Below are 21,319 nucleotides of genomic sequence, written 5' to 3' on the forward strand. Positions count from 1 at the left end.
GCCGGGAAGGGCCGACAGTGCCTGTGTCACCGGGGGGACGTGAAGTTCTCATGGTCATCTCGCGAAGGCGTCACACCCCTTCCGCGGTGGTCGGCTCGTCCGCCATTCCGGCGGTCAGGGTGCTGCCGTCGGAGGGGTCGATGAGCAGGAAGGACCCGGTGCGGCGGAAGTCGGCGTAGCCGTCCAGGGCGAGCGGTTCCGCGGTGCGTACGACGATCCGGCCGATGTCGTTCACCCCGAGGGTGTCGGAGCCGGGACGCTCGGAGAGGTCCTGGAGGTCGAGCTTCGAGCTGATCTCCACGACCACCGCGCGTACGGTGCGGGTGGTGTGCCGCAGGAGGACCTGCCGGCCCGCGTGGAGGGGCTGTTCGCCGAGGTGGCAGACGGTGGCGGTGAGCCGGCGGACGGCGCGGGGCGCGGCGGCGGCCGGGGCCAGGAGGTCTCCCCGGGCGATGTCCAGGTCGTCGGTCAGGCGCACGGTCACCGACTGGGGGGCCCAGGCGGTGTCGGTGACGGTGCCGTCCAGGGAGTCGATGGCCGCGATGGTGCTGACGGCGCCGGACGGCAGGGCGGTGACCCGGTCGCCGACCCGCAGCACCCCGCTGGTGATCTGCCCCGCGTAGCCGCGGTAGTCGCGGTGGGCGGCGGTGTTGGGCCTGATGACGTACTGGACGGGCAGCCGGGCGGACTCGGTGCGGGGGTCGGCGCCCACCGGCACCGACTCCAGGTGTTCGAGCACCGTGGGTCCCGCGTACCAGTCCATGCGCTCGGAGGGGCGTACGACGTTGTCGCCGGCGAGGGCCGAGATCGGGATGGCGGTCACCCGCTCGACGCCGAGGGCGGCGGCGCACTCGGAGAACTCGGCGGCGGTGGTGGCGAACACCTCCTCCGAGCAGCCCACCAGGTCCATCTTGTTGACCACGAGGGTGACGTGGCGGATCCGCAGCAGGGCGGCGACGGCGAGGTGGCGGCGGGTCTGCTCGACGACACCGTTGCGGGCGTCGACGAGGACCAGGGCGAGGTCGGCCGTGGAGGCGCCGGTGACCATGTTGCGGGTGTACTGCACGTGCCCGGGGGTGTCGGCGAGGATGAACCGGCGGCGGGCGGTGGCGAAGTAGCGGTAGGCCACGTCGATGGTGATGCCCTGCTCGCGCTCGGCGCGCAGGCCGTCGGTGAGGAGCGCCAGGTCGGGCGCTTCCTGGCCGCGCTTGAGGGACGCGGCCTCGACGGCCTCCAGCTGGTCGGCGAGGACCGACTTGGAGTCGTGCAGGAGGCGGCCCACGAGGGTGGACTTGCCGTCGTCGACGGAGCCGGCGGTGGCGAACCGCAGGGTGTCCACGGTGGGCTGCGGGCCGGTCCCGTACGGCGTGGTGTCGGGCCTGGTGGTCGGTGCTTCGGTGAGGTTCACGGCTAGAAGTACCCTTCGCGTTTGCGGTCTTCCATGGCGGCTTCCGAGAGCTTGTCGTCGGCGCGGGTGGCGCCGCGCTCGGTGAGCCGGGAGGCGGCGATCTCGGCGATCACGGATTCGACGGAGTCGGCGGTGGACTCCACCGCTCCGGTGCAGGACATGTCGCCGACCGTGCGGTAGCGGACCAGCCGGGTCTCCAGCCGCTCGCCGGCGCGCGGGCCGCCCCAGTCGCCGGGGGCCAGCCACATGCCGCCGCGGGCGAAGACCTCGCGGTGGTGGGCGTAGTAGATCTCCGGCAGGGCGATGTTCTCGCGCTGGATGTACTGCCAGACGTCGAGCTCGGTCCAGTTGGACAGCGGGAAGACCCGCACGTGCTCGCCCGGGGCGTGGCGGCCGTTGTACAGCGACCACAGTTCGGGGCGCTGGCGGCGCGGGTCCCAGGCGCCGAACTCGTCGCGCAGCGAGAACACCCGTTCCTTGGCGCGGGCCTTCTCCTCGTCGCGCCGGCCGCCGCCGAACACCGCGTCGTAGCGGCCGGTGGTGATGGCGTCGAGCAGGGGGACGGTCTGGAGCGGGTTACGGGTGCCGTCGGGGCGCTCGCGCAGCCGGCCGTCGTCGATGAAGTCCTGGACGGAGGCGACGTGCAGCCGCAGGCCGTGCTCGGCGACCACCCGGTCGCGGTAGTCGAGGACCTCGGGGAAGTTGTGCCCGGTGTCGACGTGCAGCAGGGAGAAGGGCAGCGGCGCGGGCGCGAACGCCTTGAGCGCCAGGTGGAGCATGACGATGGAGTCCTTGCCGCCGGAGAAGAGGATCACCGGCCGCTCGAACTCGCCCGCCACCTCCCGGAAGATGTGGACGGCCTCGGACTCGACGGCGTCGAGGTGGGAGAGCCCGAAGGCGTCCCCCGTCCGGACGGCGGGCAGCGACGGGGCGTCGAACGCGGGGGCGGTCGTGGTGACGGTCGGGGCGGTCATGCCGCGCTCCTTTCCTTCTGGTCGTCCGCACCGGCGAGGAGCCCCCGGCGGGTGAGCAGGTCGAGCAGCTGCTGCGCGGACTCGGCGACGCCGTGGATGTGCGAGGCGATCCTCAGGTCGGGTGTCTCCGGCTCCTCGTAGGGGTCGTCCACGCCGGTCAGGCCGCTGATCTCGCCGGCGGCCTGCCGGGCGTAGAGGCCCTTGACGTCGCGCCGGGCGCAGACCGACAGAGGGGCGGCGACATGGACCTCCAGGAACGCGGTGTCGCTCTCCCGGTGCCAGGAGCGGACCGTCTCGCGGGACTCCGCGTAGGGGGCGATGACGGGAACCAGCACGGTCACGCCGTTACGGGCGAGCACCTGGGCGACCCGCCCGATGCGCTCGACGTTGCTGTTCCGGTCGGCCCGGGAGTAGCCGAGGCCGGCCGAGAACGTCCGGCGCAGCTCGTCGCCGTCGAGGACCTCCACGCGCCGGCCGCGTGCCCGCAGCAGTTCGGCGGTGGCGTACGCGAGAGTGGTCTTGCCCGCGCTCGGCAGGCCGGTCAGCCAGAGGGTCGAGCCGGGGTAGCAGGTGCAGTGGACGAGGGGGGCCGCGAGGTCGTGCCCGGGGGCGGCCGTCAGGACGGTCACAGCAAGCTCCATTCTCGGACCGCGGCGGCCAGCAGGCGCTGGGCCCGCCGGAACTCGTCCGCGTGCAGGTGTTCGTCGGGGGTGTGGTCGAGCTTGGCGTCACCGGGGCCGTACGCGACCATGGGGATTCCGTGCCAGGTGGTGGCGAGCGTGTTCATGTCGCTGCTCCCCTTCTTCATCAGGTACCGGGGCGTCACTCCCGCCTCGGCGAAGGCCCGTTGGAAGGCCTTGACCAGCGGGCTGGTGCGCCGGGTGGCCACTCCGGGGGTGGCCCGCAGGACGTCGATCCGCACCGGTGCGGCCGCGAGCGCGCGCAGCGCGTCCACGGTCACGTCCACGTCGAGGCCCGGCGGGACGCGGACGTCGACCACGGCCTCACCGACCTGGGCGTCGCCCTGGTTGAGGGCCCGTACGCCGAGTACGGCGGTCAGGGCGTCCGGGTGGAGTCCGGCCACCGTGCCCGGCACCTTGGCGAGCACCTCGACCATGCGGTCCCCGGCGGTGCGGACGCCCTCGCCGGCCGTGTGTCCGGTGGGCTCCTCGACGGCGTACCGGACCTTGACCAGGCCGTAGTAGCCGAGGGTGAGCGCCTCCGCGCCGCTGGGCTCGCCCACGATCACCGCGTCGGCCGGGTAGGCGTCGCGGACGTGGAAGGCGCCGGCGCCGGTGATCTCCTCCTCCACCGCGCCGACCACTCGCACCTCGACACCCTCCGGCGGGTCGAACGCGGCCAGGGTCTGGAGGTAGGTGACCAGACTGCCTTTGGCGTCCACCGAGCCGCGCCCGGAGAGCACCTCGCCGTCCCAGCGGACGGGCCAGCGGTGCGGGACGGTGTCCAGGTGTCCGAGCATCAGCAGCCGCCTGGCGCCGGCGCCCTTGGTGGCGACCAGGTTGTTCGCGGCGTCGACCTCCGCCTTGATGCCGTTCTCCGCGCACCACTCGGCGAGGAACTCGGCGATCTCCCGTTCGTCGCGGGAGACGGAGGACAGTTCCACGGCGCGGGCGAGCAGGTCGAGGTCGGCGGCCGGGGCGGGGGCCCGCCAGAACCAGGTGGCACCGGCCGCGGAGAGGGTGTGCGGCCCGGTGATGGCGGTGTCGGAGGTGCCCTTGAGGGCGATCTCGGCCGCCCTGACCTTCTGCCGCATCCTGCCCTTCGCGTACCGCCTGCCCTCGCCCTCGGTGAGGTGGCGCAGGCTGCTGGTGGGGTCGGCCGGGTCGGTGAGCAGTCCGGCGGTGCCGGTGACCAGCCGCAGATGGTCGGCGTCCAGGGCGCGGGCGGCCTCGGCGGCGAGCACGTCGGCGTCCACGTTGAGCGCCGTACCGCCGTCGGCGTCGGCGACCGGCGGGGAGAGGCAGACGACGTCGAAGGTGGCCAGCAGGCCGGTCAGCCGGGGGACGTCGACGGAGCTGACGGTGCCCGCCCGGTGGTCGCGGATCAGCCGGGTCCTGCCGTCCTCCTGGACGCGCAGCGGGCCGTTGACGGTGGCCTTGACGAGGGCGCCGGTGCGGGCGACCGCCGCGAAGACGGAGAGGCCGCGCCTGGTCAGCTCCTCCTCCACCAGGGGCAGGGTGACCTCCTCGTAGGCGGCGACGATGTGCGGCATCTCCTCCGGGGGGCAGTAGCGGATCTCGTCGCCGTTGCGGGAGACCAGGGTGCGGATCTCGCGGCCGGTGCGTCCGTAGTGCTCACGGATGCCGGCCGCTCCCCCGGCGATGACGAGCAGGCGCGCGCCGCGTCTGCTGAGTTCGAGCAGTTCGTCGAAGACCTGACTGTGGAGCAGAGTGGCGCTGCCCAGCTTGACCACGTAGAGCGCGGCCTCGCGTGAGCTGGCGACTTCCCCGAGGGCTGGCATGTACGGAACTCCTTCGGCTGATGAGAGGGCGGACGGTCCTGCGCGGCCGGTCCTGCGCGGACGGGCCCGGGGGTGGCGGGGCGGGGCTGGTGCCTTGGCGGGGGGTGCGGCCGGCCGGAGCGGGGCCGGCGGGCGGTCGGGTGGGGCGGCCGGTCGGGTGTGGCGGGCCGGTCGGTGGGGCCGGCGGGCCGGACGCGGTGGGGCCCGGCGGGTGAGCCCGTCAGCCGATGCCGCGGGTGTTGCCGCCGTCCGCGACCAGTACGCCGCCGGTGACGAAGGCGGCCTGTTCGCTGGCGAGGAAGGCCACCAGGGCGCCCAGGTCCTCGGCCCGGCCGATCCGGCCCAGCGGGATCCCGGCGGCGACCTCGGCCAGGCGCTCCTCGACCTCGTCGCCGTACTGCACGTCGAGGATCGGGGTGCGGTGGAAGCCGGGCGCCAGCACGTTCACGGTCACTCCGGCCGGGCCGAAGGCGTGGACCAGGCCCTTGGCGAAGCCGAGGACACCGAGCCGGGCCACCGAGGACAGGCCGCTGCCCGGGTGGGGCTGGCGTACCGACTCGGAGGTGATCATGATGATCCGGCCCCAACCGGCCGCCCGCAGGTACGGGGCGGCGGCCAGCGAGATGGACACATGGGGCAGCAGGTTGTCGTTCACCGCCTCGCGGTACTCGGCGACGTCGAAGTCCTCCACGGGACCGAAGGGCACCCCGCCCGAGTTGGTGACGACCACGTGCAGTCCGCCGAACTCCTTTGCGGTGCGGCGCACCCAGGCGGCGGCGGCGTCCTCGTCGGACACGTCGACCACGGTGCTCAGCACCCGGCCCGTGCCGCAGTCCTCCACCTCCTTGTGGGCGCGGGCGAGCCGCTCGGGGTCACGGCCGCAGATCGAGACGTCGGCGCCCTCGCCGGCCAGGACGCGGGCCACGGCGAGGCCGATCCCGCTGCTGGAGGCCGCGACCAGGGCGGTGCGTCCGGTGAGACCCAGGTTCACGGGGCCTCACCTCGCGAGGGCGGTCCCGGGGTCCGCGACACCGGCCGGCCGGCCGGTCCGGAGTTCCGGGAGCCCGCACCCGTACCCGCGCCCCTGCCCGTCCGCGTGCCGGTGCTCGCGCCCGCGCCGGTCGGGCGGGAGGGTCCGGAGGCGGTCAGCGGGTAGCCGTAGCGGGCCAGCAGGGGCGCCGCCGCCGCGGTGGCCGCCGCGATGTCGGTGCCGGGGAGCTTGGTGCGCCAGCGCTCGTCGGGGCGGATCTGGGTGACGCCCCGGCGCAGCCGGTCCGGGTTGCCGGTGACGGTGTGGTTGGCACCGAGCGGGACCCGGCCCTCGGCGTCCACCGGCGACTCGGCGTCGAGGCCCGCGAAGCGCAGGACCTGGGCCGTCACCTCGCGCGGGCTGTGCGCCAGGTCCTCGTGACGGATCCTCAGGTAGCGCTCGCCGGCGGTCCGGCCGACCAGTTCGGAGGCGAGGTTGAAGGCCGTCCAGTACCCGCTGCTGCGGGCCGGGGACATCGGGTCGATGTAGTCCTTCGCGCTGCGGTACGACAGCGCGGTGGCCCGCGGGTCCCGCACGATGTGCAGCACCCGTACGTCCAGGTCGGCGCGGCCCAGCAGGGCGGCCGCCTCCGCCGGGTACTTGGAGCCGTCCACGATCAGGCGGTCGCCGCCAAGGGCGGCCACCTGCCGGTAGACGGAGGCCGAGTGGTCGAGGAGCTCCTTGACGCCGGGCGCCGTGGGCCGCTCGCCGCGGGCCTCGGCGAGCCGGGCGGGGGTGTGCCGGGTGCGCAGCAGCGCCTGCTGGAGCGTGGCCATCCGGTGGGCGGTGGCCTCGGCCGAGCCCTCGGGCAGCGCCGCGAGGATGCCGGACCAGAGGGGGCACTCGCGCAGCGGACGCCCGCAGCCGCAGCTGGAGTTGGTGCCGGCGCCGAGGACGCCGTTGCGCCAGAGGTAGAAGAGCTCTCCGACGTGCCGGACGCCGGGGACCTCGTTGAGGACGTTGCCGAGCAGGGTGCTGCCGCTGCGCATCCATCCGGTGATGTAGAGGACGCGCGGGGAGGGGCCTGTCATGGTGGTGGGGGTCCCTTCGTGGTGCCGACGACGACGCGGTCGGTCACGGATCGGTCGGCGTCAGTCGCGGGTCAGCAGCAGGAAGTGCTGGGGCAGGTGGACGGCGAGACCGATCCGGCTGCTCGCCTCGATGGCGTCGGAGCCGTCCGGGCCCGCGCCGCGGCGCAGCGCCAGCGAGGCGACGCCCGGGACGAGCAGGGTGACGGCGGCGCGGAAGTCGCCGAGGAGGATCTGGCCGCGCGGGATCATGCGGGTGCGCGAGACGGTGATGCCGGCGGCGCCCAGTTGGCCGAGCACACCGGCCCGGACCAGCTCCCAGTACGTGAAGGGGTGGACGACGATCCCGTCGCAGGAGCCGCCCGTCTCCTCGACCTCGGCGGCGGCCTCGGTGATGGCGGCGTACACGTCGTCGCCGAGCGTGCCGCGGCGGATCTCGGGAAGGTTCAGCAGGCCGGTGATCGCCTTGTCGGCGCTGCCGTGGAGCAGCGTCTCGTTCTCGACCACCGACAGCCGGACCAGCACGCGGTAGTCGACGAAGGAGGCGAGCAGCGCCGGCTGGTCCAGGAGCCCGGCGGGCAGCGGCACGCGCACCGTGAGATCGGTGAGCTCGGCCTGCTCGAGCCGGGGGGCGAAGGCGCCCTCGGGGGTGGCCTGGTACGAGGTGCCGGCGGCGGCGAGGCGGGCGGCCGGCGGCTCGTGCACGAAGGTGACCGGCGCGTCGGCGACCGAGGCCGTCTTCAGCAGGTGGCGGACGGCGTAGCGCGGCCGGGTCGCGAACAGCGGGAAGACGGCGGGGAGATGGGCGCGGAAGGGCACCTCGTGGTCCTGGTCCTCGCCGGCGGTGCGCACCGACCAGGCGAACTCCTCACCCGGGCTGCGGGTGGTGAGCGCCGGGTCGGCGAGCTGTATCTGGACTCCCTGCTGCACTGCGGAATCAGCGGTGGCTGCCAGCATGACGTCTCCTCAGGTGTTCGTTGAAATGTTCGGTGGTGGCCATTCACATTAGGCACCCGCCGGGATTTCCAGGGAGAAAGTCGATGGCTTGTGTTTATGGCTGGAATAAGAGGAGGTAATTCCAGCCGCCGGCCCTGTTCTTGAGCGCTGCACACCCGTCACATGAAGATGTCACATCCGGTCCGTGACCGCATCCATGGCGCCGCCGAAACCGCCGACCCTAGGCTGAGCCCAGACTTCACGGAACGTCCTTCGACGATGTGGGTGGGAGAATGCATCACGACTTGCAGATAAACAGGCTGAGGACTCTGGTGGCCGTCGTCGACCTCGGCGGGTTCCGGAGGGCGGCGGAGTCCCTGCACATCACCCAGCCCGCGGTCAGCCAGCAGATACGTCAGCTCAGCGGTCTCATCAGAAGTCCGGTGTTCGCCTCCACGGGACGCAATCTGCGGCTCAGCCCGCGGGGCGAGGAGCTGCTGAGGTACGCCCGCCGCATGGTGGCGCTGAACGACGAGGCGGTCGACCGTTTCATCCCGCAGGCCGGCCACATCATGTTGTCGATCGGCGTGGCGAGCCAGCTCGCGGAGATGCTGCCCGAGTTCCTGCGGCTGCTGAACCGGGGCATGCCCCAGGCCCAGCTGAGCGTGCGGACCGGGGCGAGCGAGGAGCTGTCGGCCCAGCTGGCCGGCGGTCAGCTCGACGCGGCGCTGCTGCTCCAGACCGATCCGCCCGGGGCCGACACGGACACCCGGGAGCTGGGGAGGATGCGCATGGCCTGGTTCGGGCGGCCGGCTCACGGGGAGCGGGGCGCGCTGCCACTGGCGCTCTTCCCGGAGCCCTGCACGCTCCGGAGCCGGGTCCGCGAAGTCCTCGACGCGTCGGGGATCGAGTGGCGGATCGCGTACGAGAGCAGCGAGCTGATCGGGCTGCGCTCGGCGGCGAAGGCGGGTCTCGGCATGACGTGCCTGGTCGCCAACGGGGACGAGCTGTGGGGGCTGACCCCCTCCGTACGCCCCGGGCTTCCGCCGCCGCCCGAGCCGGTGCCGGTGACGATGTCGCTGGCCCCGGGGGGCGTACCGGAAGGCTTCGCCGCGATCGCGGAGAAGGCCTTCCGTCAGGCGCTGCGCGGCTATCCGCTCCTCCCGGACGCCGCCTCGGAGCCGGCCCCGGCCACCCCGGCCGACCCGGCCACCACCGCGGACCCCGCAGAGCCCGCCGGCCCGGCCGGCGCTCCCCTCCTCGCGACGGCCGCCGCCTGACGGCGTCCCACCGTCCATAAGCACACGCCCTCGTTCCGATCAGATCATTTGTCGGAGCACTCCGGAATAGGGCACCGCAGCGGCACTACAGTAATTTCCGATTCACCACCTCCACGGAAGAATTGAGGTAATCGCCATGCAGGAAACCCTCATTGCGCCCGAGTGCCCCGAGTGCGACGCCGAGGTGTCGCTGGGAACGGACGCCCGGGTCAGCGAAATAGTCGAGTGCCCGGAATGCCGGATGGAACTCGAGATCGAGTCCGTCGAGCCGCCGCAGCTGATCCTCGCCCCGGAGGTCGAGGAGGACTGGGGCGAGTAGCCGGCCCGGCCATCCCGACGAGAAGACGAGAAGGAGATTTCCCTGATGAGCTCTGCGGCAGCGCGACTCGGTGTCCTCGCCTCCCGGGTCCGGTTCGAGGAGAAGAACATCCTGACCGCGCTGGAGAGGCGCGGCGTCGCCTGTGAACAGATCGACCCCCGCGCTCTGTCGGTCCGGGCCGGAACGCCCTGGGACGGCCCGCAGATCGTGCTCAACCGCGAAGTGGGTCACTACCGTGCCCTGTACGCGGCTTCCGCACTGGAGTCGGCGGGCGTGACGGTGCTCAACAGTGCCGCCGCCACGGCCGTCTGCGGGGACAAGTGGCAGACCTCGGCGGCCCTGGTCGCCCGGGGCCTGCCGACCCCGGAGACCACGCTCGCCCTGACTCCGGAGGCGGCCCTCAAGGCCCTGGAGGAGCTGGGCTATCCCGCGGTGATCAAGCCCCTGGTCGGGTCCTGGGGGCGCCTCGTCACCCGGGTGACCGACCGGGCGATGGCGGAGGCCGTGCTGGAGCACCTCGCCGCCCTGCCCTCCCCCCAGTCGCACATCGTCTACGTCCAGCGCGAGGTCGCCAAGGCGGACCGGGACATCCGGGTCCTCGTCGTGGGCGGCCGGGCGGTCGGCGCCACCTACCGCCGCAGCGAGGACTGGCGCACCAATGTGGCGCGCGGCGCGGTCAGCGAACGCTGCCCGCTCGAGAAGGACCTCACCGAGCTCGCGGTCGCGGCGGCGGACACCGTCGGCGCCTGCGTGGCGGGGGTGGACCTCCTGGAGGAGCCGGGCGGCCGGCTCACCGTCCTGGAGGTCAACGACCGGGTCGAGTTCCGCGGCCTGCAGTCGACCTACGGAACCGACCTCGATGTGGCGGACGCGATCGCCGCCCTCCTGACAGCAAAGGCAGAGTCATGATCCGCGCGGCAGTACTGGGAGCGGCCGGCTACATCGGCGGGGAGCTGCTGCGGCTCCTCGTCAACCACCCCCAGGTGGACCTGGTGGCCGCCACCTCGCGCACCCTGCAGGGGCGCCAGATCGACGGCGTCCACCCCAATCTGCGCGGTCGCACCAAGCTGACGTTCTCCTCCGAGGACCAACTCCCCCGCGTCGACGTGCTGTTCCTCGCCACCCCGCACCGCGAGACGATGCTCCGGATGCCGGAGTTCCTCAACCGGGCGACCGTCGTCATCGACCTGTCCGGCGACTTCCGGCTGAGCGACCCGGAGGTGTACGAGGACTACTACGGCACCCCGCACGAGGCCCCCGAACTCATCGGCACCTTCGTCCAGGGCCTTCCGGAGCACCACCGCGAGCGGCTGCGCACCGCCGACCGGATATCCGTGCCCGGCTGCATGGCCGCCGCCGGCATCCTCTCCCTCGTCCCGCTGGCCGAGGCCGGGCTCATCACCGGCGACATCACGGTCGACGCCAGGACGGGCTCCAGCGGCTCCGGCGCGAAGGCCGGCGCGGAGAACCTGCACGCCGAACGGAGCGGCGCCCTGCGGGTGTTCGCCCCGACCCGGCACCGGCACGAGGCGGAGATCGCCCAGGCCACCGGGCACACCGTCCGGATGTCGGCGACCGGCGTCGAGGCGGTCCGCGGCGTCCAGCTGCTCAGCCGGGCGACCCTGGCCGACGGCGTCGACGAGCGCGCCATCCGGTCCGCCTACCGGAGCCGCTACGCCGACGAGCCGTTCATGCGGATCGTCGCCGCCCGGCGCGGGATGCACCGCTTCCCCGACGCCAAGATCCTCTCCGGTTCCAACTTCTGCGACGTCGGCTTCGCCCTGGACCGGGGCGCCTCCACCGTCACCGTGATCGCGGCGCTGGACAACCTCGTCAAGGGCGGCGCGGGCAACGCGGTGCAGTGCATGAACGTGCGCTTCGGCGAGCCCGAGGTGCGCGGCCTGGAGTTCACCGGCCTGCACCCCAACTGACCACCCGACAGCACCTCGTCCGGACCCGCCCGACAGCACCTCGTCCGGACCCGCCCGGTCCCGCCCGACAGCACCTCGTCCGGACCCGCCCGGTCCCGCCCGGCAGCACCTCGTCCGGACCCGCCCGGTCCCGCCCGGCACGTCACGTACCCCTCCCGTACCTCGTCCCGTACCAGTCGAAAGGACCCAGGCATGAGCAGCCCGCCTCTGCTGCGGGGCGCCCCCGCCCGCACCGATCTCACCGGCACCGACATCTCCAGCCTCGACGCGCACGGCCCCGACGCGGCCGAGCTCGCCGGGATCACCGGCCGGATCAGGGAGCACATCGTCGCCATGTGCGCCGGCCCCGAGGGCGGCCACCTGGGCGGGTCGATGTCGCTCGTCGAGATCCTGTCCGTCCTGTACTTCCGGGTGATGCGGCACGACCCCCGCTTCCCCGGCCTGCCCGAGCGCGACGTCCTGCTGCTCAGCAAGGGTCACGGCGGCATCGCCCTGTTCGCGACGCTCTGCGAAGCGGGCTACTTCCCGGCCGAGGCGCTCGACGAGTACGCCCGGCCCGGCAGCCACCTGATGGCCCACCCGCACCCGGAGATCGCCGGTGTGGAGATCGCCTCCGGCTCGCTCGGTCACGGTCTCGCCCTCGGCGTCGGCTACGCGCTGGCCAACCGTCTCGACGGCTCGGACCGCCGCTGCTTCGTGGTCATGGGCGACGGTGAGCTCCAGGAGGGCTCCGTCTGGGAGGCCGCCTCCGTGGCCTCCGCGCACCGGCTGGGCAGCCTGACCGCGATCGTGGACCGCAATGGGCTCCAGATCACCGGCGGCACCGAGAGCGTCAACTCCCTCGAGCCGCTGGCCGACCGCTGGCGCGCCTTCGGCTGGCGCGTCCTGGAGGCCGACGGCCACGACGCCGAACAGCTGACCACCGCCCTGACCCTGCCGGCGGACCCGGAGCAGCCCACCGTGATCATCGCCCACACCGTCAAGGGCAAGGGCGTGCCGTTCATCGAGGGCCAGGCCAAGAGCCACTACGCGCGGCTGAGCGGCCGACAGCACCAGCGGGCGCTCAACGCGGTCCGCGCCTCCTCCGCTGCGCCGAAGGGCGGTGAGCGCCGATGACCACGGCTCCGGCCCCCGCGCCGCCGCGCGCCGCGCGCGAGGTGTACCGCGACACGGTGGCCGCACTGCTCCCCGGCGAGCCGCGGCTCGTCGTCCTGGACAGCGACACCGGTCTGTTCGGCGGGGTGGACTTCGGTTCCGCCGCCGACCGCTATCTCAACCTCGGCATCGCCGAGCACACCCTGATGGGCACGGCCGCCGGCCTCGCCCGGGAGGGTCGTATCCCGCTGGTCAACACCATGGCGGCGTTCGCCTCCTCCCGCGCGGTGGAGGCGGTGAAGATCGACATCGCGATGGGCAACCTGCCGGTGCTGATCGCGGCCACCCACTCCGGGGTGTCGGCCGGGCACCTCGGCCCGACGCACCACGCCCTGGAGGACCTCGCGGTGATGCGGGCCCTGCCCCACATGACCGTGGTGGTCCCGGGCGACGCCGCCGGCACCGAGGAACTGCTGCGCCAGGCGCTCACGCTCGGCGGACCGGTCTACTTCCGGCTCGGCCGCGGCGCCACCCCCGACCTGCCCATCGGCCCGGCGCTGCGGATCGGCAAGGCCCAGCAGCTGCGGCACGGCACGGACATCACCCTGGCCGCCTGCGGGCCGTACCCGACGCTGGCCGCCCTGGAAGCGGCGGACCTGCTGGAGGCCGAGGGCATCACGGCGAACGTGCTGCACCTGCACACCGTCAAGCCGCTGGACACCCCGGCGCTGCTGAGCTCGCTCGGCGTGCGCGACACGGTCATCACCGTGGAGGAGCACTGGAGCTCCGGCGGCTTCGGCTCGGCCGTCGCCGAGGCGCTCAGCGCCGTACGCCCGGTGCGGGTGCACCGCATGGCGCTGCCGGACGAGTTCGTCCCCGTCGCCGGAAGCCAGCGCTATCTCCTCGAACGGGGCGGTGTGAGCGCCCGGGCGATCGCCGAGCGCGCCCGCACCTCGCTCGAATCACGCCGTGGAGGAATCCGGTGACCGCCGCCGACACCGCCGACACCTACCGCGCCGCCGGCTGGTGGCGGGACGAGACGATCCTGCACGATCTGCGTCGCTGGGCGCGCGAGCAGCCGGACAAGACCGCCCTGGTCTGTTACCAGGGGGACGCCTTCCGGTCCCTCAGCTACGCCGAGCTGTCCCGCCGGGTCGACCGGCTCGCGGTCGGTCTGCTCCGGCTCGGGGTCCGCCGCGGCGACGTGGTGACCCTGCAGCTGCCCAACTCCTGGGAACTCGTGGCACTCTGCCTGGCCGCCGCCCGGGTCGGCGCGATCGCGGGCCCGGTGGTACCGGTGATGCGCCGCCGCGAGGTGGAGTTCATGACCCGGCTCACGGCGAGCCCGGTCTACATCGGCGCCGCCGAGCTGCGCGGCTTCTCGTACGCGGAGATGAGCGCGCAGATCGCCGAGGCCGTCCCGACCCTGCGCCACCGGGTGCTGCTCGGCTCCGGGGCCGGTGACCTCTCCGCCGGCGCGCTGGACTTCGTACGCGATCTGTACGAGCCGGAGCCGGACCCGGAGCTGCTCGCCTCGCTGGACATCCTCGAGGCCGGGCCCGACGACGCCGCCCAGATCATGTTCACCTCCGGGACCACCGGCGAGCCCAAGGGTGTGCTGCACAGCCACAACACCCTGTACTCGATGAACAAGGCGCAGGCCGACGTGCTCGGGCTCACCGGCGCCGAGGTCACGGCGATGGGCTCGCCGACCACCCATCAGGCCGGCTTCACCTGGAACTTCGTGATGCCACTGCTGCTCGGCGCCACCGCCGTGCAGGTGGACCGCTGGGACCCGCGGCAGATGCTCCGGACCCTTCAGGAGCAGCGGGTGACCTTCTTCATGGGCGCCCCCACCTTCCTCTCCGACCTGATCCACGCCCAGCGCGAGACCCCCCACGACCTGTCGGCGCTGCGGAGCTTCGCCACCGGCAGCGCGCCGATAGCGCCGCTGCTCGTGGAGGACGCGCGCGAGGTGCTGGGCTGCCGGGTGTACGCCCTGTGGGGCATGACGGAGAACGGCTGCGTCACCGTCACCCGTCCCGAACAGCCTCCGCTGCGCGCCGCCGAGAGCGACGGCACCACCGTGCCCGGCATGGAGGTGCGGATCGTCGACAAGGACGGCGATCCGGTGGCCGAGGGCTCCCCCGGCCTGCTCCAGGTGCGCGGGTCCGCCCAGTGCCTGGGCTACTTCCGGCGCCAGGACGTGTACGACGCCTGCGTCACCGCCGACGGCTGGTTCGACACCGGCGATCTCGCCCGGGCCGACGGCCACGGCGGGATACGGATCACGGGCCGGGTCAAGGACGTGATCATGCGCGGTGCCGAGAACATCCCGGTGGTGGAGGTCGAGGCGGCCCTGCTGCGCCACCCCGTGGTCAGGGACGTCGCCGTGGTCGGCTACCCGGACCAGCGGCTCGGCGAGCGGGCCTGCGCGTTCCTCGTCACCACCGGCGCCGCCCCCGATCTGGAGGGCGTACGCAGCCACCTCGCCGGGCTCGGCATGGCCCGCACGTACTGGCCCGAGCGGCTCGAACTGGTGCCGGCGCTGCCGAGGACCCCCTCCGGAAAGATCCAGAAATTCGCTCTGCGGGACCGACTCCGGGCCCAGGAAGGACGCACGGCCTCATGAACTACGCCTTCACCGCCCAGCAGGACGAACTGGCCAAGCGCATAGAGGAGTTCGCCGCCGAGAAGATCGCCCCGCACCGCCAGGAGAACGACCGTCGCGGCGCGTACCGCCCGGGTCTGATCGAGGACATGGCCGCGGCCGGCCTGTTCGCGCTGCGGGTGCCCGAGGAGTACGGCGGGCAGGGTCTCGACGCCGTCAGCGCCGGTATCGCGCTGGAGAAGCTGGCGGCGGCCGATCTGTCCGTGTGCTTCCCCGTGCTCAACGCCGCGCTCATCGGGGGCGTCCTGGCCGCCAACGGGAGCCCGGAGCAGCTGGAGCGCTGGCTGCCGCCGATCGCGCGGGGCGAGGCGGTCGTGGCGCTCGCGCTCACCGAGGCCGGGCACGGCACGGACGCGGCGGGCATCGAGATGCGCGCCGAGCCCGACGGTGACGGCTGGCTGCTCTCCGGCGAGAAGACCTCGATCATGGTCACCGCCTACGCCACGCACGCGCTGGTCTTCGCCCGGACCGGCGGCGAGGGCGCCCACGGCATCAGCGCGTTCTACACCCGCCTCGACGGGGACCGGGTCCGCAAGGAGCGGCTGACCGACCTCGGCTGCCGCTCCGGCGGCCGCGGACGGCTGGTCTTCGACGGCCTGCGGGTCGGCCCCGAGGACCTGGTCGGGGCGCCCGGCGGGGGCTTCGGCGCCGTGATGCGCGGTTTCGGGGTCTCCCGGGCGTACATCGCGCTGATGGCCATCGCCGTCGGGGACGCCGCCCTCGCGGAGGCGTACGCGCACGCGTCGGGGCGCACCGCCTTCGGGCAGCCGATCAGCCGCTTCCAGTCGGTGGTGTTCCCGCTCGTCGAGCACACGACGCTGCTGCACGCGGCCCGGCTGGTCGGCTTCGAGGCCCTGTGGAAGGCGGACCGGGGCGAGGATCCCCGTATCCCCTCGAACATGGCCAAGTGGTGGGCGCCCAAGGCGGCCGTGGAGGCGGTGCACCAGGCCCTGCTGACGATGGGGCACATGGGCTGGAGCGAGGACGGCCCGGTCGCCCAGCGGCTGCGTGACGTCATCGGTCTGCAGCTCGCGGACGGCACGGCGGCGGCCACCAAGCTGACCGTGGCGAGGATGCTGCTCGGCAAGGAGTTCGCGCCGTGACCGCCCCGGTGGCCGAGACTCCGGCCGGGGCGTTACGGCCGGCGGACGCCGTACGGTCCGTGGCCGCGCTGCTGTCAGCGGGCGCCGGCCGGGGTGCGGAGTCCCTGTCGGTAGGTCTGCATCTTGGAGCGCGTGCCGCAGACGGCCATGGAGCACCAGCGGCCGCTGCGGTTGCGGGCCCGGTCGTAGAAGGCCCATTCGCACCGGTGCTCGTGACAGGCCTTCAGGCGCTGCCAGGTGCCGTCGCCGGCGGCCTCGACGACGATCGCCAGGACCTGGCCGATCATGCCCCGGGTGCCGGTGCCGCCGGGGCGCAGGCGGGGCACGCCGTCCTCGTCGAAGCCCAGGACCAGCGGGCAGTGGGCGGCGACGCGTTCGACGACGGCGCGGGCCGCCGGGTCGGGGCCGGCGCCGTTGTTCTCCCGCATGAGGGCGCGCAGCGCCTCCCGGACCTCGACCGCCTCGCGACGGTCGGGCTCGGAGGGGGCGTGGGCTCCCGCGGGAAATCCCTGCCGCTCCATCCACCGCGCGAGCCCCGCGACGGACGCGAACTCGTCCGGCCCGAACTCCACGTTGACGCTGTTGACGAAGGACTGCACCAGGGCGAGCCGGCCGGGGGCCACCTCACGGTCTCCGGGCTGTCGCACGCGCTTGGGTTCCGTCATCCCCCAGACCCTACCGGCCAACCAGCTTCGCCGGTATCCCCCGCTCCCTCTCCCCGTGACACCCCCCTGAAAGGAATCTCATGACCAGCTCCACCAGCACGGCCGGCACGACCCGGCCGCCGCTCGGCCTGCTGTGCGCCGCACAGTTCATGCTCGTCCTCGACTTCGCCATCGTGAACGTCGCCCTGGGCGCCATGCAGCGTGACCTCGGGTTCACCGCCAGTGGACTGCAGTGGGTCGTCGGCGCCTACGCGCTCTTCTACGGCGGCTTCCTGCTGCTCGGCGGCCGCGCCGGTGACGTCTTCGGCCGCAAGCGCATGTTCGTGACCGGTCTCGCGGTCTTCACGATCGCCTCGCTCGTCGGCGGCATCGCCAACGAGCCGTGGATCCTCGTCCTGGCGCGCGCCGTGCAGGGCCTGTCGGCGGCGGCCGTCTCCCCGGCGGTCCTCGCGATGATCGCCGGCGGCTTCCCCGAGGGTCCCGAGCGCGTGAAGGCGATGGGCATCTTCGGCGCGGTCTCCTCGGCCGGTTTCACCGGCGGCGTGGTCGCCGGCGGTCTGCTCACCGAGTTCCTCACCTGGCGCGCCGTCATGCTCGTCAACGTCCCGGTCGGCATCCTGCTCGTGGCGCTGGCCGGCCGCCGGCTCCTCGCCGACCACAAGACCGCCGGCTCCGCCCGTCTCGACCTGCCGGGCGCGGTCCTGGTCACCTCGGCGATGTGCGCCCTCACCTACGGTCTGACCGAGGCCTCCGGCAAGGGCTGGGGCGCCACGAGCGTCCTCGTCTCGCTGGCCGGCGGCGCCGCCCTGCTGATCGCCTTCCTCGTCGTCCAGACCCGGGTCTCCGGGCCGCTCGTGCCGCTGTCGATCTTCCGTAACCGCGCGCTGTCGGCGGGCAACGGGATCGCGTTCCTGTCCGGTGGCGTGATGTCGGTGTCGACCTTCTTCATCACCATGTACATGCAGCAGGTGCTGGGCTACTCCGCGCTGAAGGCGAGCATGGGCTTCTTCCCGCAGGCCTTCGTGGTCTTCCTGGCGAGCCTCCCGGTCGTCAAGCTCACCCACAAGCTCGGCGCCCGCAACGTGCTGATCGCCGGTGGTGTGCTGCTGGCCGTCGGCGCGGGGCTGCTCGCGCAGGTCACGGCGGACAGCTCGTACTGGCTCGGCGTCCTGCCGGGCGGTGTGCTGATCGGTCTGGGCGTGACGGTCATGATGATCTCGACCGCCATCGCGGGCACCAGCGGTGTCACCGGCCCGCAGATGGGTCTGGCCTCCGGCCTGTTCAACTCCAGCCGTCAGCTGGGTGTCGGCATCGGCCTCGCGGTGGGCGTCGCTCTCGCCGGTGTCGTGCACGGCGCCAAGGTCGCGACCATCCCGCTGAGCGGCTTCCAGGGAGCGTTCTGGTTCACGACCGGCCTGTCCGTGGCCATCGTCGTGGTCTCGATCCTCGGCCTGCGGCGCACCGCCGTGGCCTCGGCCACGCCCGCCGCCGCCTCCGGCGGTGAGAAGAAGGCCGCCGTCGCGACCGGCGCACCGGCCACGGCGAAGTAGATCCCAGCTGTTGATCTCCGGCGGCCGGCCCCGAGCGACGGGGCCGGCCGCCGCAGCGTAAGGCGTAAGAGAGGAGCAGAGGATGACTCACATACTCGTCGCGGGCGGCGGCATCGGCGGCCTCGCCGCCGCTCTGGCCCAGGCCCGGGCCGGACACCGGGCGACGGTCCTGGAGGGCCGCCCGGAGTTCTCGGAGATCGGCGCCGGGATCCAGCTGGCGCCCAACGCCTTCCACGCGCTCTCCGTCCTGGGGGTGCGCGACCGGGTGGCCGAGCGGGCCGACTTCATCGACGAACTGCGGTTCCTGGACGGCACGTCCGGGCAGCGGGTCGCCGCCATGGAGCTGACCGGCACGTACCGGACCCGGTTCGGCGGCCCGTACGCCGTGGTCCACCGCGGCGATCTGCACCGGGCGCTGCTCGACGGCTGCCGCGCGGCCGGCGTGGAGCTGCTCGCCGGGCACCGGGTGACCGGCTACCGGCAGACCGCCGACCGGGTGACGGCGCTGACCGCGGACGGGAAGCGGTTCTCCGCGGACGTGCTGCTCGGCGCGGACGGGCTGCGTTCCGCGGTGCGGGCACAGCTCGTCGGCGACGGCGGTCCGCGGATCTCCGGGCACACGATCTACCGATCGGTGATCCCGATGGCGGAGGTGCCCGAGGAGCTGCGCTCCAAGGCCGTCACGCTGTGGGCGGGCCCGGGCTGGCACTTCGTGCACTATCCGATCGGGGGCGGCGCGTTCCTCAACCTGGCGGCGACCCGGGACGACGGCGCCCGCGAGGAGATCACCGGGGCGCCCGCGAGCCGGACCCACGTCCTGGGCGAGTTCCCCGGGCTCTGCGGGGAGGCACGACGGCTGCTCGAACTGGGCCGGGACTGGAAGATCTGGGTGCTCTGCGACCGTGACCCGGTCGACGGGTGGGTGGACGGCCGGGTGGCGCTCCTCGGGGACGCCGCGCATCCGATGCTCCAGTACGCCGCCCAGGGTGCCTGCATGGCCCTGGAGGACGCGGTGGTCCTGGGCGGGCTGCTCGGTGCCCGGGCGTCGGTGGACGCACCGCGGTGGCTGGTGGAGTACAACACGCTGCGCCGGGACCGGACGGCCCGGACCACGCTGACCGCGCGGGAGTTGGGCGAACGCCTCTACCACGCCGCCGGGGCGGACGTGCCGGCCCGCAACGCGATGCTGGCGGACCTCTCCCCCACCGGGCTGCGGGACGCCGTGGCGTGGCTGCACGGCTCCACGTCGTTCACGGAGACCCGACGGCCCTCTAGGGCGCTTGCCGAGGCGGCATGACACGCGGCTCCTCCCGCGCACCGGACGCCGACCGCCACCCCTCGCTCGCAGAGGGGTGGCGGTCGTCGTGACGCGCGTGTTCTCCGGCGTAGCGGTCGGTGAGCTCGGCTCCTATGCGGGCCAGTTCGGCCTGTACGGAGGCGGGTTCGAGGACCTCGACGAGGGCGCCCCAGCCGGCCAGGTTGCGGGCGAGGTCCAGCGGGGTCGGTGCGCCGACGCGGACCCGGGCGCGGCCGTCGGCGTTCTCCCCGTCGGGGTGGCAGTGGCGTCCGAACCGGTCGCGCAGGACGTCCAGGTACCGCGCCTCGACGAGCACGGTCGCCCAGGTGCGCGAGCGCTTGCGCTCCACGTCGCCGACGACCTCCTGCCAGGCCGTGGTGAGCGTGAAGTCGCCGGGGCGCTCGGCGGTCCCGCCGGTCTGCTCCGCGGCGATGATGCGGTCGACGCGGAAGGTGCGGCGGCCCCGCTCGGTCCCGGCGATCAGGTACCAGGTGTCGTCCTTGTCGACCAGCCCCCAGGGGTCGACGATCCGCTCGGTCCGCTCCCGGGCCCCGTCGGTGTACGTCAGGCGGACCTTGCGCCGGCGGACCACTGCGGCCTGCAGCCGGTCGACCAGCTCGGGGCGGTCGCGCTCGCGGTCGCCCCACGGGGTGGGATCGACCATGGTGGCGCCGGCGGCGGCCTCGGCATCGGCCCGGAAGGTCTGCGGCAGCGCCCGCAGCAGCTTGTTCAGTGCCGCCTTGGCGTCCCCGGAGGCCGCCGCGGCGGGGCCGACGAGCAGGAAGAGCGCCTGGGCCTCGTCTGCCGACAGGCCGCTGAGGTCGGTACGGGCCCCGCCGACGAGCGACCAGCCGCCGCCGCGGCCGGGCTGCGGGTACACGGGGATGCCCGCGGCGGACATCGCCTCCAGGTCGCGACGGGCCGTGGCGACGGACACGTCGAGTTCTTTCGCCAGCTCGGCGGCGGTCACCCGGCCCCGGCGCTGCATGAGCAGCAGGGCGGCGACGAGTCGGTCAGCGCGCATGTCACCAGCTTGTCTCGTAAAGTGCTCACTTGGTGAGCACTTTGGGTCAGAGGATGGTCACGGTCACGGAACGAAGGAAGGAACCACCCATGCTGCGAGGACTTGCCACCGTCAACTTCTTTGCCGACGACGTGGAAGCAGCCAAGACGTGGTACGCGGAACTGCTGGGCGTCGAGCCGTACTTCGAGCGCCCGGGCGACGGCAAGCCCGCCGCCTACTACGAGTTCAGGATCGGTGACCACCAGACCGAACTCGGCCTCATCGACCGGCGCTACGCCCCGCCCGGTCTGCCCGACGCGCCCGGGGGTGCGATCGGCCACTGGCACGTCGACGACGTGGAGGGCACCCTCGACCGGTTGCTCTCGATGGGCGCCACGCTGTACACGCCGCTGACCGAGTACGGCCCGGGCTTCGTCACCGCTTCCGTGACCGACCCCTTCGGCAACGTCCTGGGCATCATGTACAACGAGCACTATCTGGAGATGCTGGGCGCCTGAGGCCCCTCCCGTACGGACGACGGTGGCCC

20 protein-coding genes are annotated in these 21,319 nt (G+C 73.2%); 11 read left to right on the plus strand and 9 right to left on the minus strand.

Annotated elements, in window-relative coordinates:
- Nucleotides 1-70: 70 nt before the first annotated feature.
- The 7 genes from ACZ4VW_RS00910 to ACZ4VW_RS00940 form a co-directional block, all read right to left on the minus strand.
- The gene (locus ACZ4VW_RS00910; protein WP_467958121.1) at nt 71-1,339 is read right to left on the minus strand and encodes a sulfate adenylyltransferase subunit 1; all 1,269 of its coding nucleotides are present in this window, start codon (nt 1,337-1,339) and stop codon (nt 71-73) included.
- Nucleotides 1,340-1,410: 71 nt separating this feature from the next.
- On the minus strand, nt 1,411-2,382 hold the full coding sequence (gene cysD / locus ACZ4VW_RS00915) for a sulfate adenylyltransferase subunit CysD (protein ID WP_467957004.1): 972 nt from the start codon (nt 2,380-2,382) through the stop codon (nt 1,411-1,413).
- Nucleotides 2,379-3,011: an adenylyl-sulfate kinase gene (cysC, locus tag ACZ4VW_RS00920; RefSeq protein WP_467957006.1), complete on the minus strand. Its 633-nt coding sequence runs from the start codon at nt 3,009-3,011 to the stop codon at nt 2,379-2,381. Before cysC ends, cysD begins: the two co-directional genes overlap by 4 nt.
- Entirely contained in the window at nt 3,008-4,864 is a 1,857-nt protein-coding gene (locus ACZ4VW_RS00925) for a M20/M25/M40 family metallo-hydrolase (protein ID WP_467957008.1), read from the minus strand. Before ACZ4VW_RS00925 ends, cysC begins: the two co-directional genes overlap by 4 nt.
- Nucleotides 4,865-5,084: 220 nt before the next feature.
- Nucleotides 5,085-5,855 (minus strand): SDR family NAD(P)-dependent oxidoreductase, encoded by a 771-nt coding sequence (locus ACZ4VW_RS00930; RefSeq protein WP_467957010.1) that lies wholly within the window; start codon nt 5,853-5,855, stop codon nt 5,085-5,087.
- Nucleotides 5,852-6,925, minus strand: coding sequence for a sulfotransferase (locus ACZ4VW_RS00935; RefSeq protein ID WP_467957012.1), 1,074 nt, complete (start codon nt 6,923-6,925; stop codon nt 5,852-5,854). Before ACZ4VW_RS00935 ends, ACZ4VW_RS00930 begins: the two co-directional genes overlap by 4 nt.
- A 60-nt stretch (nt 6,926-6,985) precedes the next feature.
- Nucleotides 6,986-7,879, minus strand: coding sequence for a family 3 encapsulin nanocompartment shell protein (locus ACZ4VW_RS00940; protein ID WP_467957014.1), 894 nt, complete (start codon nt 7,877-7,879; stop codon nt 6,986-6,988).
- 272 nt (nt 7,880-8,151) lie between these two features.
- On the opposite strand from ACZ4VW_RS00940, the gene ACZ4VW_RS00945 reads away from it, so the two are divergent.
- The 8 genes from ACZ4VW_RS00945 to ACZ4VW_RS00980 all read left to right on the plus strand — a co-directional run bounded on the left by ACZ4VW_RS00945 (nt 8,152) and on the right by ACZ4VW_RS00980 (nt 16,257).
- On the plus strand, nt 8,152-9,138 hold the full coding sequence (locus ACZ4VW_RS00945; protein WP_467957016.1) for a LysR substrate-binding domain-containing protein: 987 nt from the start codon (nt 8,152-8,154) through the stop codon (nt 9,136-9,138).
- A 136-nt stretch (nt 9,139-9,274) separates the two neighbouring features.
- Nucleotides 9,275-9,457 carry a lysine biosynthesis protein LysW gene (locus ACZ4VW_RS00950; protein WP_467957018.1) on the plus strand — a complete coding sequence of 61 codons (183 nt, stop codon included), beginning with the start codon at nt 9,275-9,277 and terminating at the stop codon, nt 9,455-9,457.
- Nucleotides 9,458-9,502: 45 nt separating this feature from the next.
- Nucleotides 9,503-10,366 carry a RimK family alpha-L-glutamate ligase gene (locus ACZ4VW_RS00955; protein WP_467957020.1) on the plus strand — a complete coding sequence of 288 codons (864 nt, stop codon included), beginning with the start codon at nt 9,503-9,505 and terminating at the stop codon, nt 10,364-10,366.
- Entirely contained in the window at nt 10,363-11,388 is a 1,026-nt protein-coding gene (argC, locus tag ACZ4VW_RS00960) for an N-acetyl-gamma-glutamyl-phosphate reductase (protein ID WP_467957022.1), read from the plus strand. The genes ACZ4VW_RS00955 and argC overlap by 4 nt, the downstream gene beginning before the upstream one ends.
- A gap of 333 nt (nt 11,389-11,721) precedes the next feature.
- Nucleotides 11,722-12,504 (plus strand): transketolase, encoded by a 783-nt coding sequence (locus ACZ4VW_RS00965; protein WP_467958123.1) that lies wholly within the window; start codon nt 11,722-11,724, stop codon nt 12,502-12,504.
- On the plus strand, nt 12,501-13,469 hold the full coding sequence (locus ACZ4VW_RS00970; protein ID WP_467957024.1) for a transketolase family protein: 969 nt from the start codon (nt 12,501-12,503) through the stop codon (nt 13,467-13,469). Before ACZ4VW_RS00965 ends, ACZ4VW_RS00970 begins: the two co-directional genes overlap by 4 nt.
- On the plus strand, nt 13,466-15,115 hold the full coding sequence (locus ACZ4VW_RS00975) for an AMP-binding protein (protein ID WP_467957026.1): 1,650 nt from the start codon (nt 13,466-13,468) through the stop codon (nt 15,113-15,115). The genes ACZ4VW_RS00970 and ACZ4VW_RS00975 overlap by 4 nt, the downstream gene beginning before the upstream one ends.
- Nucleotides 15,112-16,257: an acyl-CoA dehydrogenase family protein gene (locus ACZ4VW_RS00980; RefSeq protein WP_467957028.1), complete on the plus strand. Its 1,146-nt coding sequence runs from the start codon at nt 15,112-15,114 to the stop codon at nt 16,255-16,257. The genes ACZ4VW_RS00975 and ACZ4VW_RS00980 overlap by 4 nt, the downstream gene beginning before the upstream one ends.
- Before the next feature lie 74 nt (nt 16,258-16,331).
- Here the strand turns inward: ACZ4VW_RS00980 and ACZ4VW_RS00985 are convergent, their stop codons facing one another.
- The gene (locus ACZ4VW_RS00985; RefSeq protein WP_467957030.1) at nt 16,332-16,922 is read right to left on the minus strand and encodes a CGNR zinc finger domain-containing protein; all 591 of its coding nucleotides are present in this window, start codon (nt 16,920-16,922) and stop codon (nt 16,332-16,334) included.
- An 80-nt stretch (nt 16,923-17,002) separates the two neighbouring features.
- Here ACZ4VW_RS00985 and ACZ4VW_RS00990 point away from each other — a divergent pair, with 80 nt between their 5' ends.
- Both ACZ4VW_RS00990 and ACZ4VW_RS00995 read left to right on the plus strand, forming a co-directional pair.
- Nucleotides 17,003-18,472 (plus strand): MFS transporter, encoded by a 1,470-nt coding sequence (locus ACZ4VW_RS00990; protein ID WP_467957032.1) that lies wholly within the window; start codon nt 17,003-17,005, stop codon nt 18,470-18,472.
- Nucleotides 18,473-18,554: 82 nt separating this feature from the next.
- Nucleotides 18,555-19,769: an FAD-dependent monooxygenase gene (locus ACZ4VW_RS00995; RefSeq protein WP_467957034.1), complete on the plus strand. Its 1,215-nt coding sequence runs from the start codon at nt 18,555-18,557 to the stop codon at nt 19,767-19,769.
- Here the strand turns inward: ACZ4VW_RS00995 and ACZ4VW_RS01000 are convergent.
- Complete coding sequence (locus ACZ4VW_RS01000; RefSeq protein WP_467957036.1) at nt 19,744-20,793, minus strand: helix-turn-helix transcriptional regulator; 1,050 nt, start codon at nt 20,791-20,793, stop codon at nt 19,744-19,746. The genes ACZ4VW_RS00995 and ACZ4VW_RS01000 overlap by 26 nt on opposite strands.
- Before the next feature lie 89 nt (nt 20,794-20,882).
- On the opposite strand from ACZ4VW_RS01000, the gene ACZ4VW_RS01005 reads away from it, so the two are divergent.
- Nucleotides 20,883-21,290 carry a VOC family protein gene (locus ACZ4VW_RS01005; protein ID WP_467957038.1) on the plus strand — a complete coding sequence of 136 codons (408 nt, stop codon included), beginning with the start codon at nt 20,883-20,885 and terminating at the stop codon, nt 21,288-21,290.
- Nucleotides 21,291-21,319: the final 29 nt, after the last annotated feature.

This window comes from Streptomyces sp. NPDC029139 (assembly GCF_055564335.1).

Coding starts and splice junctions, on each gene's coding strand:
- cysD (WP_467957004.1), bottom strand. CDS start 2,382: ATGACCGCCCCGACCGTCACCACGACCGCCCCCGCGTTCGACGCCCCG.
- ACZ4VW_RS00925 (WP_467957008.1), bottom strand. CDS start 4,864: ATGCCAGCCCTCGGGGAAGTCGCCAGCTCACGCGAGGCCGCGCTCTAC.
- ACZ4VW_RS00935 (WP_467957012.1), bottom strand. CDS start 6,925: ATGACAGGCCCCTCCCCGCGCGTCCTCTACATCACCGGATGGATGCGC.
- ACZ4VW_RS00940 (WP_467957014.1), bottom strand. CDS start 7,879: ATGCTGGCAGCCACCGCTGATTCCGCAGTGCAGCAGGGAGTCCAGATA.
- ACZ4VW_RS00945 (WP_467957016.1), top strand. CDS start 8,152: ATGCATCACGACTTGCAGATAAACAGGCTGAGGACTCTGGTGGCCGTC.
- ACZ4VW_RS00950 (WP_467957018.1), top strand. CDS start 9,275: ATGCAGGAAACCCTCATTGCGCCCGAGTGCCCCGAGTGCGACGCCGAG.
- ACZ4VW_RS00955 (WP_467957020.1), top strand. CDS start 9,503: ATGAGCTCTGCGGCAGCGCGACTCGGTGTCCTCGCCTCCCGGGTCCGG.
- argC (WP_467957022.1), top strand. CDS start 10,363: ATGATCCGCGCGGCAGTACTGGGAGCGGCCGGCTACATCGGCGGGGAG.
- ACZ4VW_RS00965 (WP_467958123.1), top strand. CDS start 11,722: ATGTGCGCCGGCCCCGAGGGCGGCCACCTGGGCGGGTCGATGTCGCTC.
- ACZ4VW_RS00970 (WP_467957024.1), top strand. CDS start 12,501: ATGACCACGGCTCCGGCCCCCGCGCCGCCGCGCGCCGCGCGCGAGGTG.
- ACZ4VW_RS00980 (WP_467957028.1), top strand. CDS start 15,112: ATGAACTACGCCTTCACCGCCCAGCAGGACGAACTGGCCAAGCGCATA.
- ACZ4VW_RS00985 (WP_467957030.1), bottom strand. CDS start 16,922: ATGACGGAACCCAAGCGCGTGCGACAGCCCGGAGACCGTGAGGTGGCC.
- ACZ4VW_RS00990 (WP_467957032.1), top strand. CDS start 17,003: ATGACCAGCTCCACCAGCACGGCCGGCACGACCCGGCCGCCGCTCGGC.
- ACZ4VW_RS00995 (WP_467957034.1), top strand. CDS start 18,555: ATGACTCACATACTCGTCGCGGGCGGCGGCATCGGCGGCCTCGCCGCC.
- ACZ4VW_RS01000 (WP_467957036.1), bottom strand. CDS start 20,793: ATGCGCGCTGACCGACTCGTCGCCGCCCTGCTGCTCATGCAGCGCCGG.
- ACZ4VW_RS01005 (WP_467957038.1), top strand. CDS start 20,883: ATGCTGCGAGGACTTGCCACCGTCAACTTCTTTGCCGACGACGTGGAA.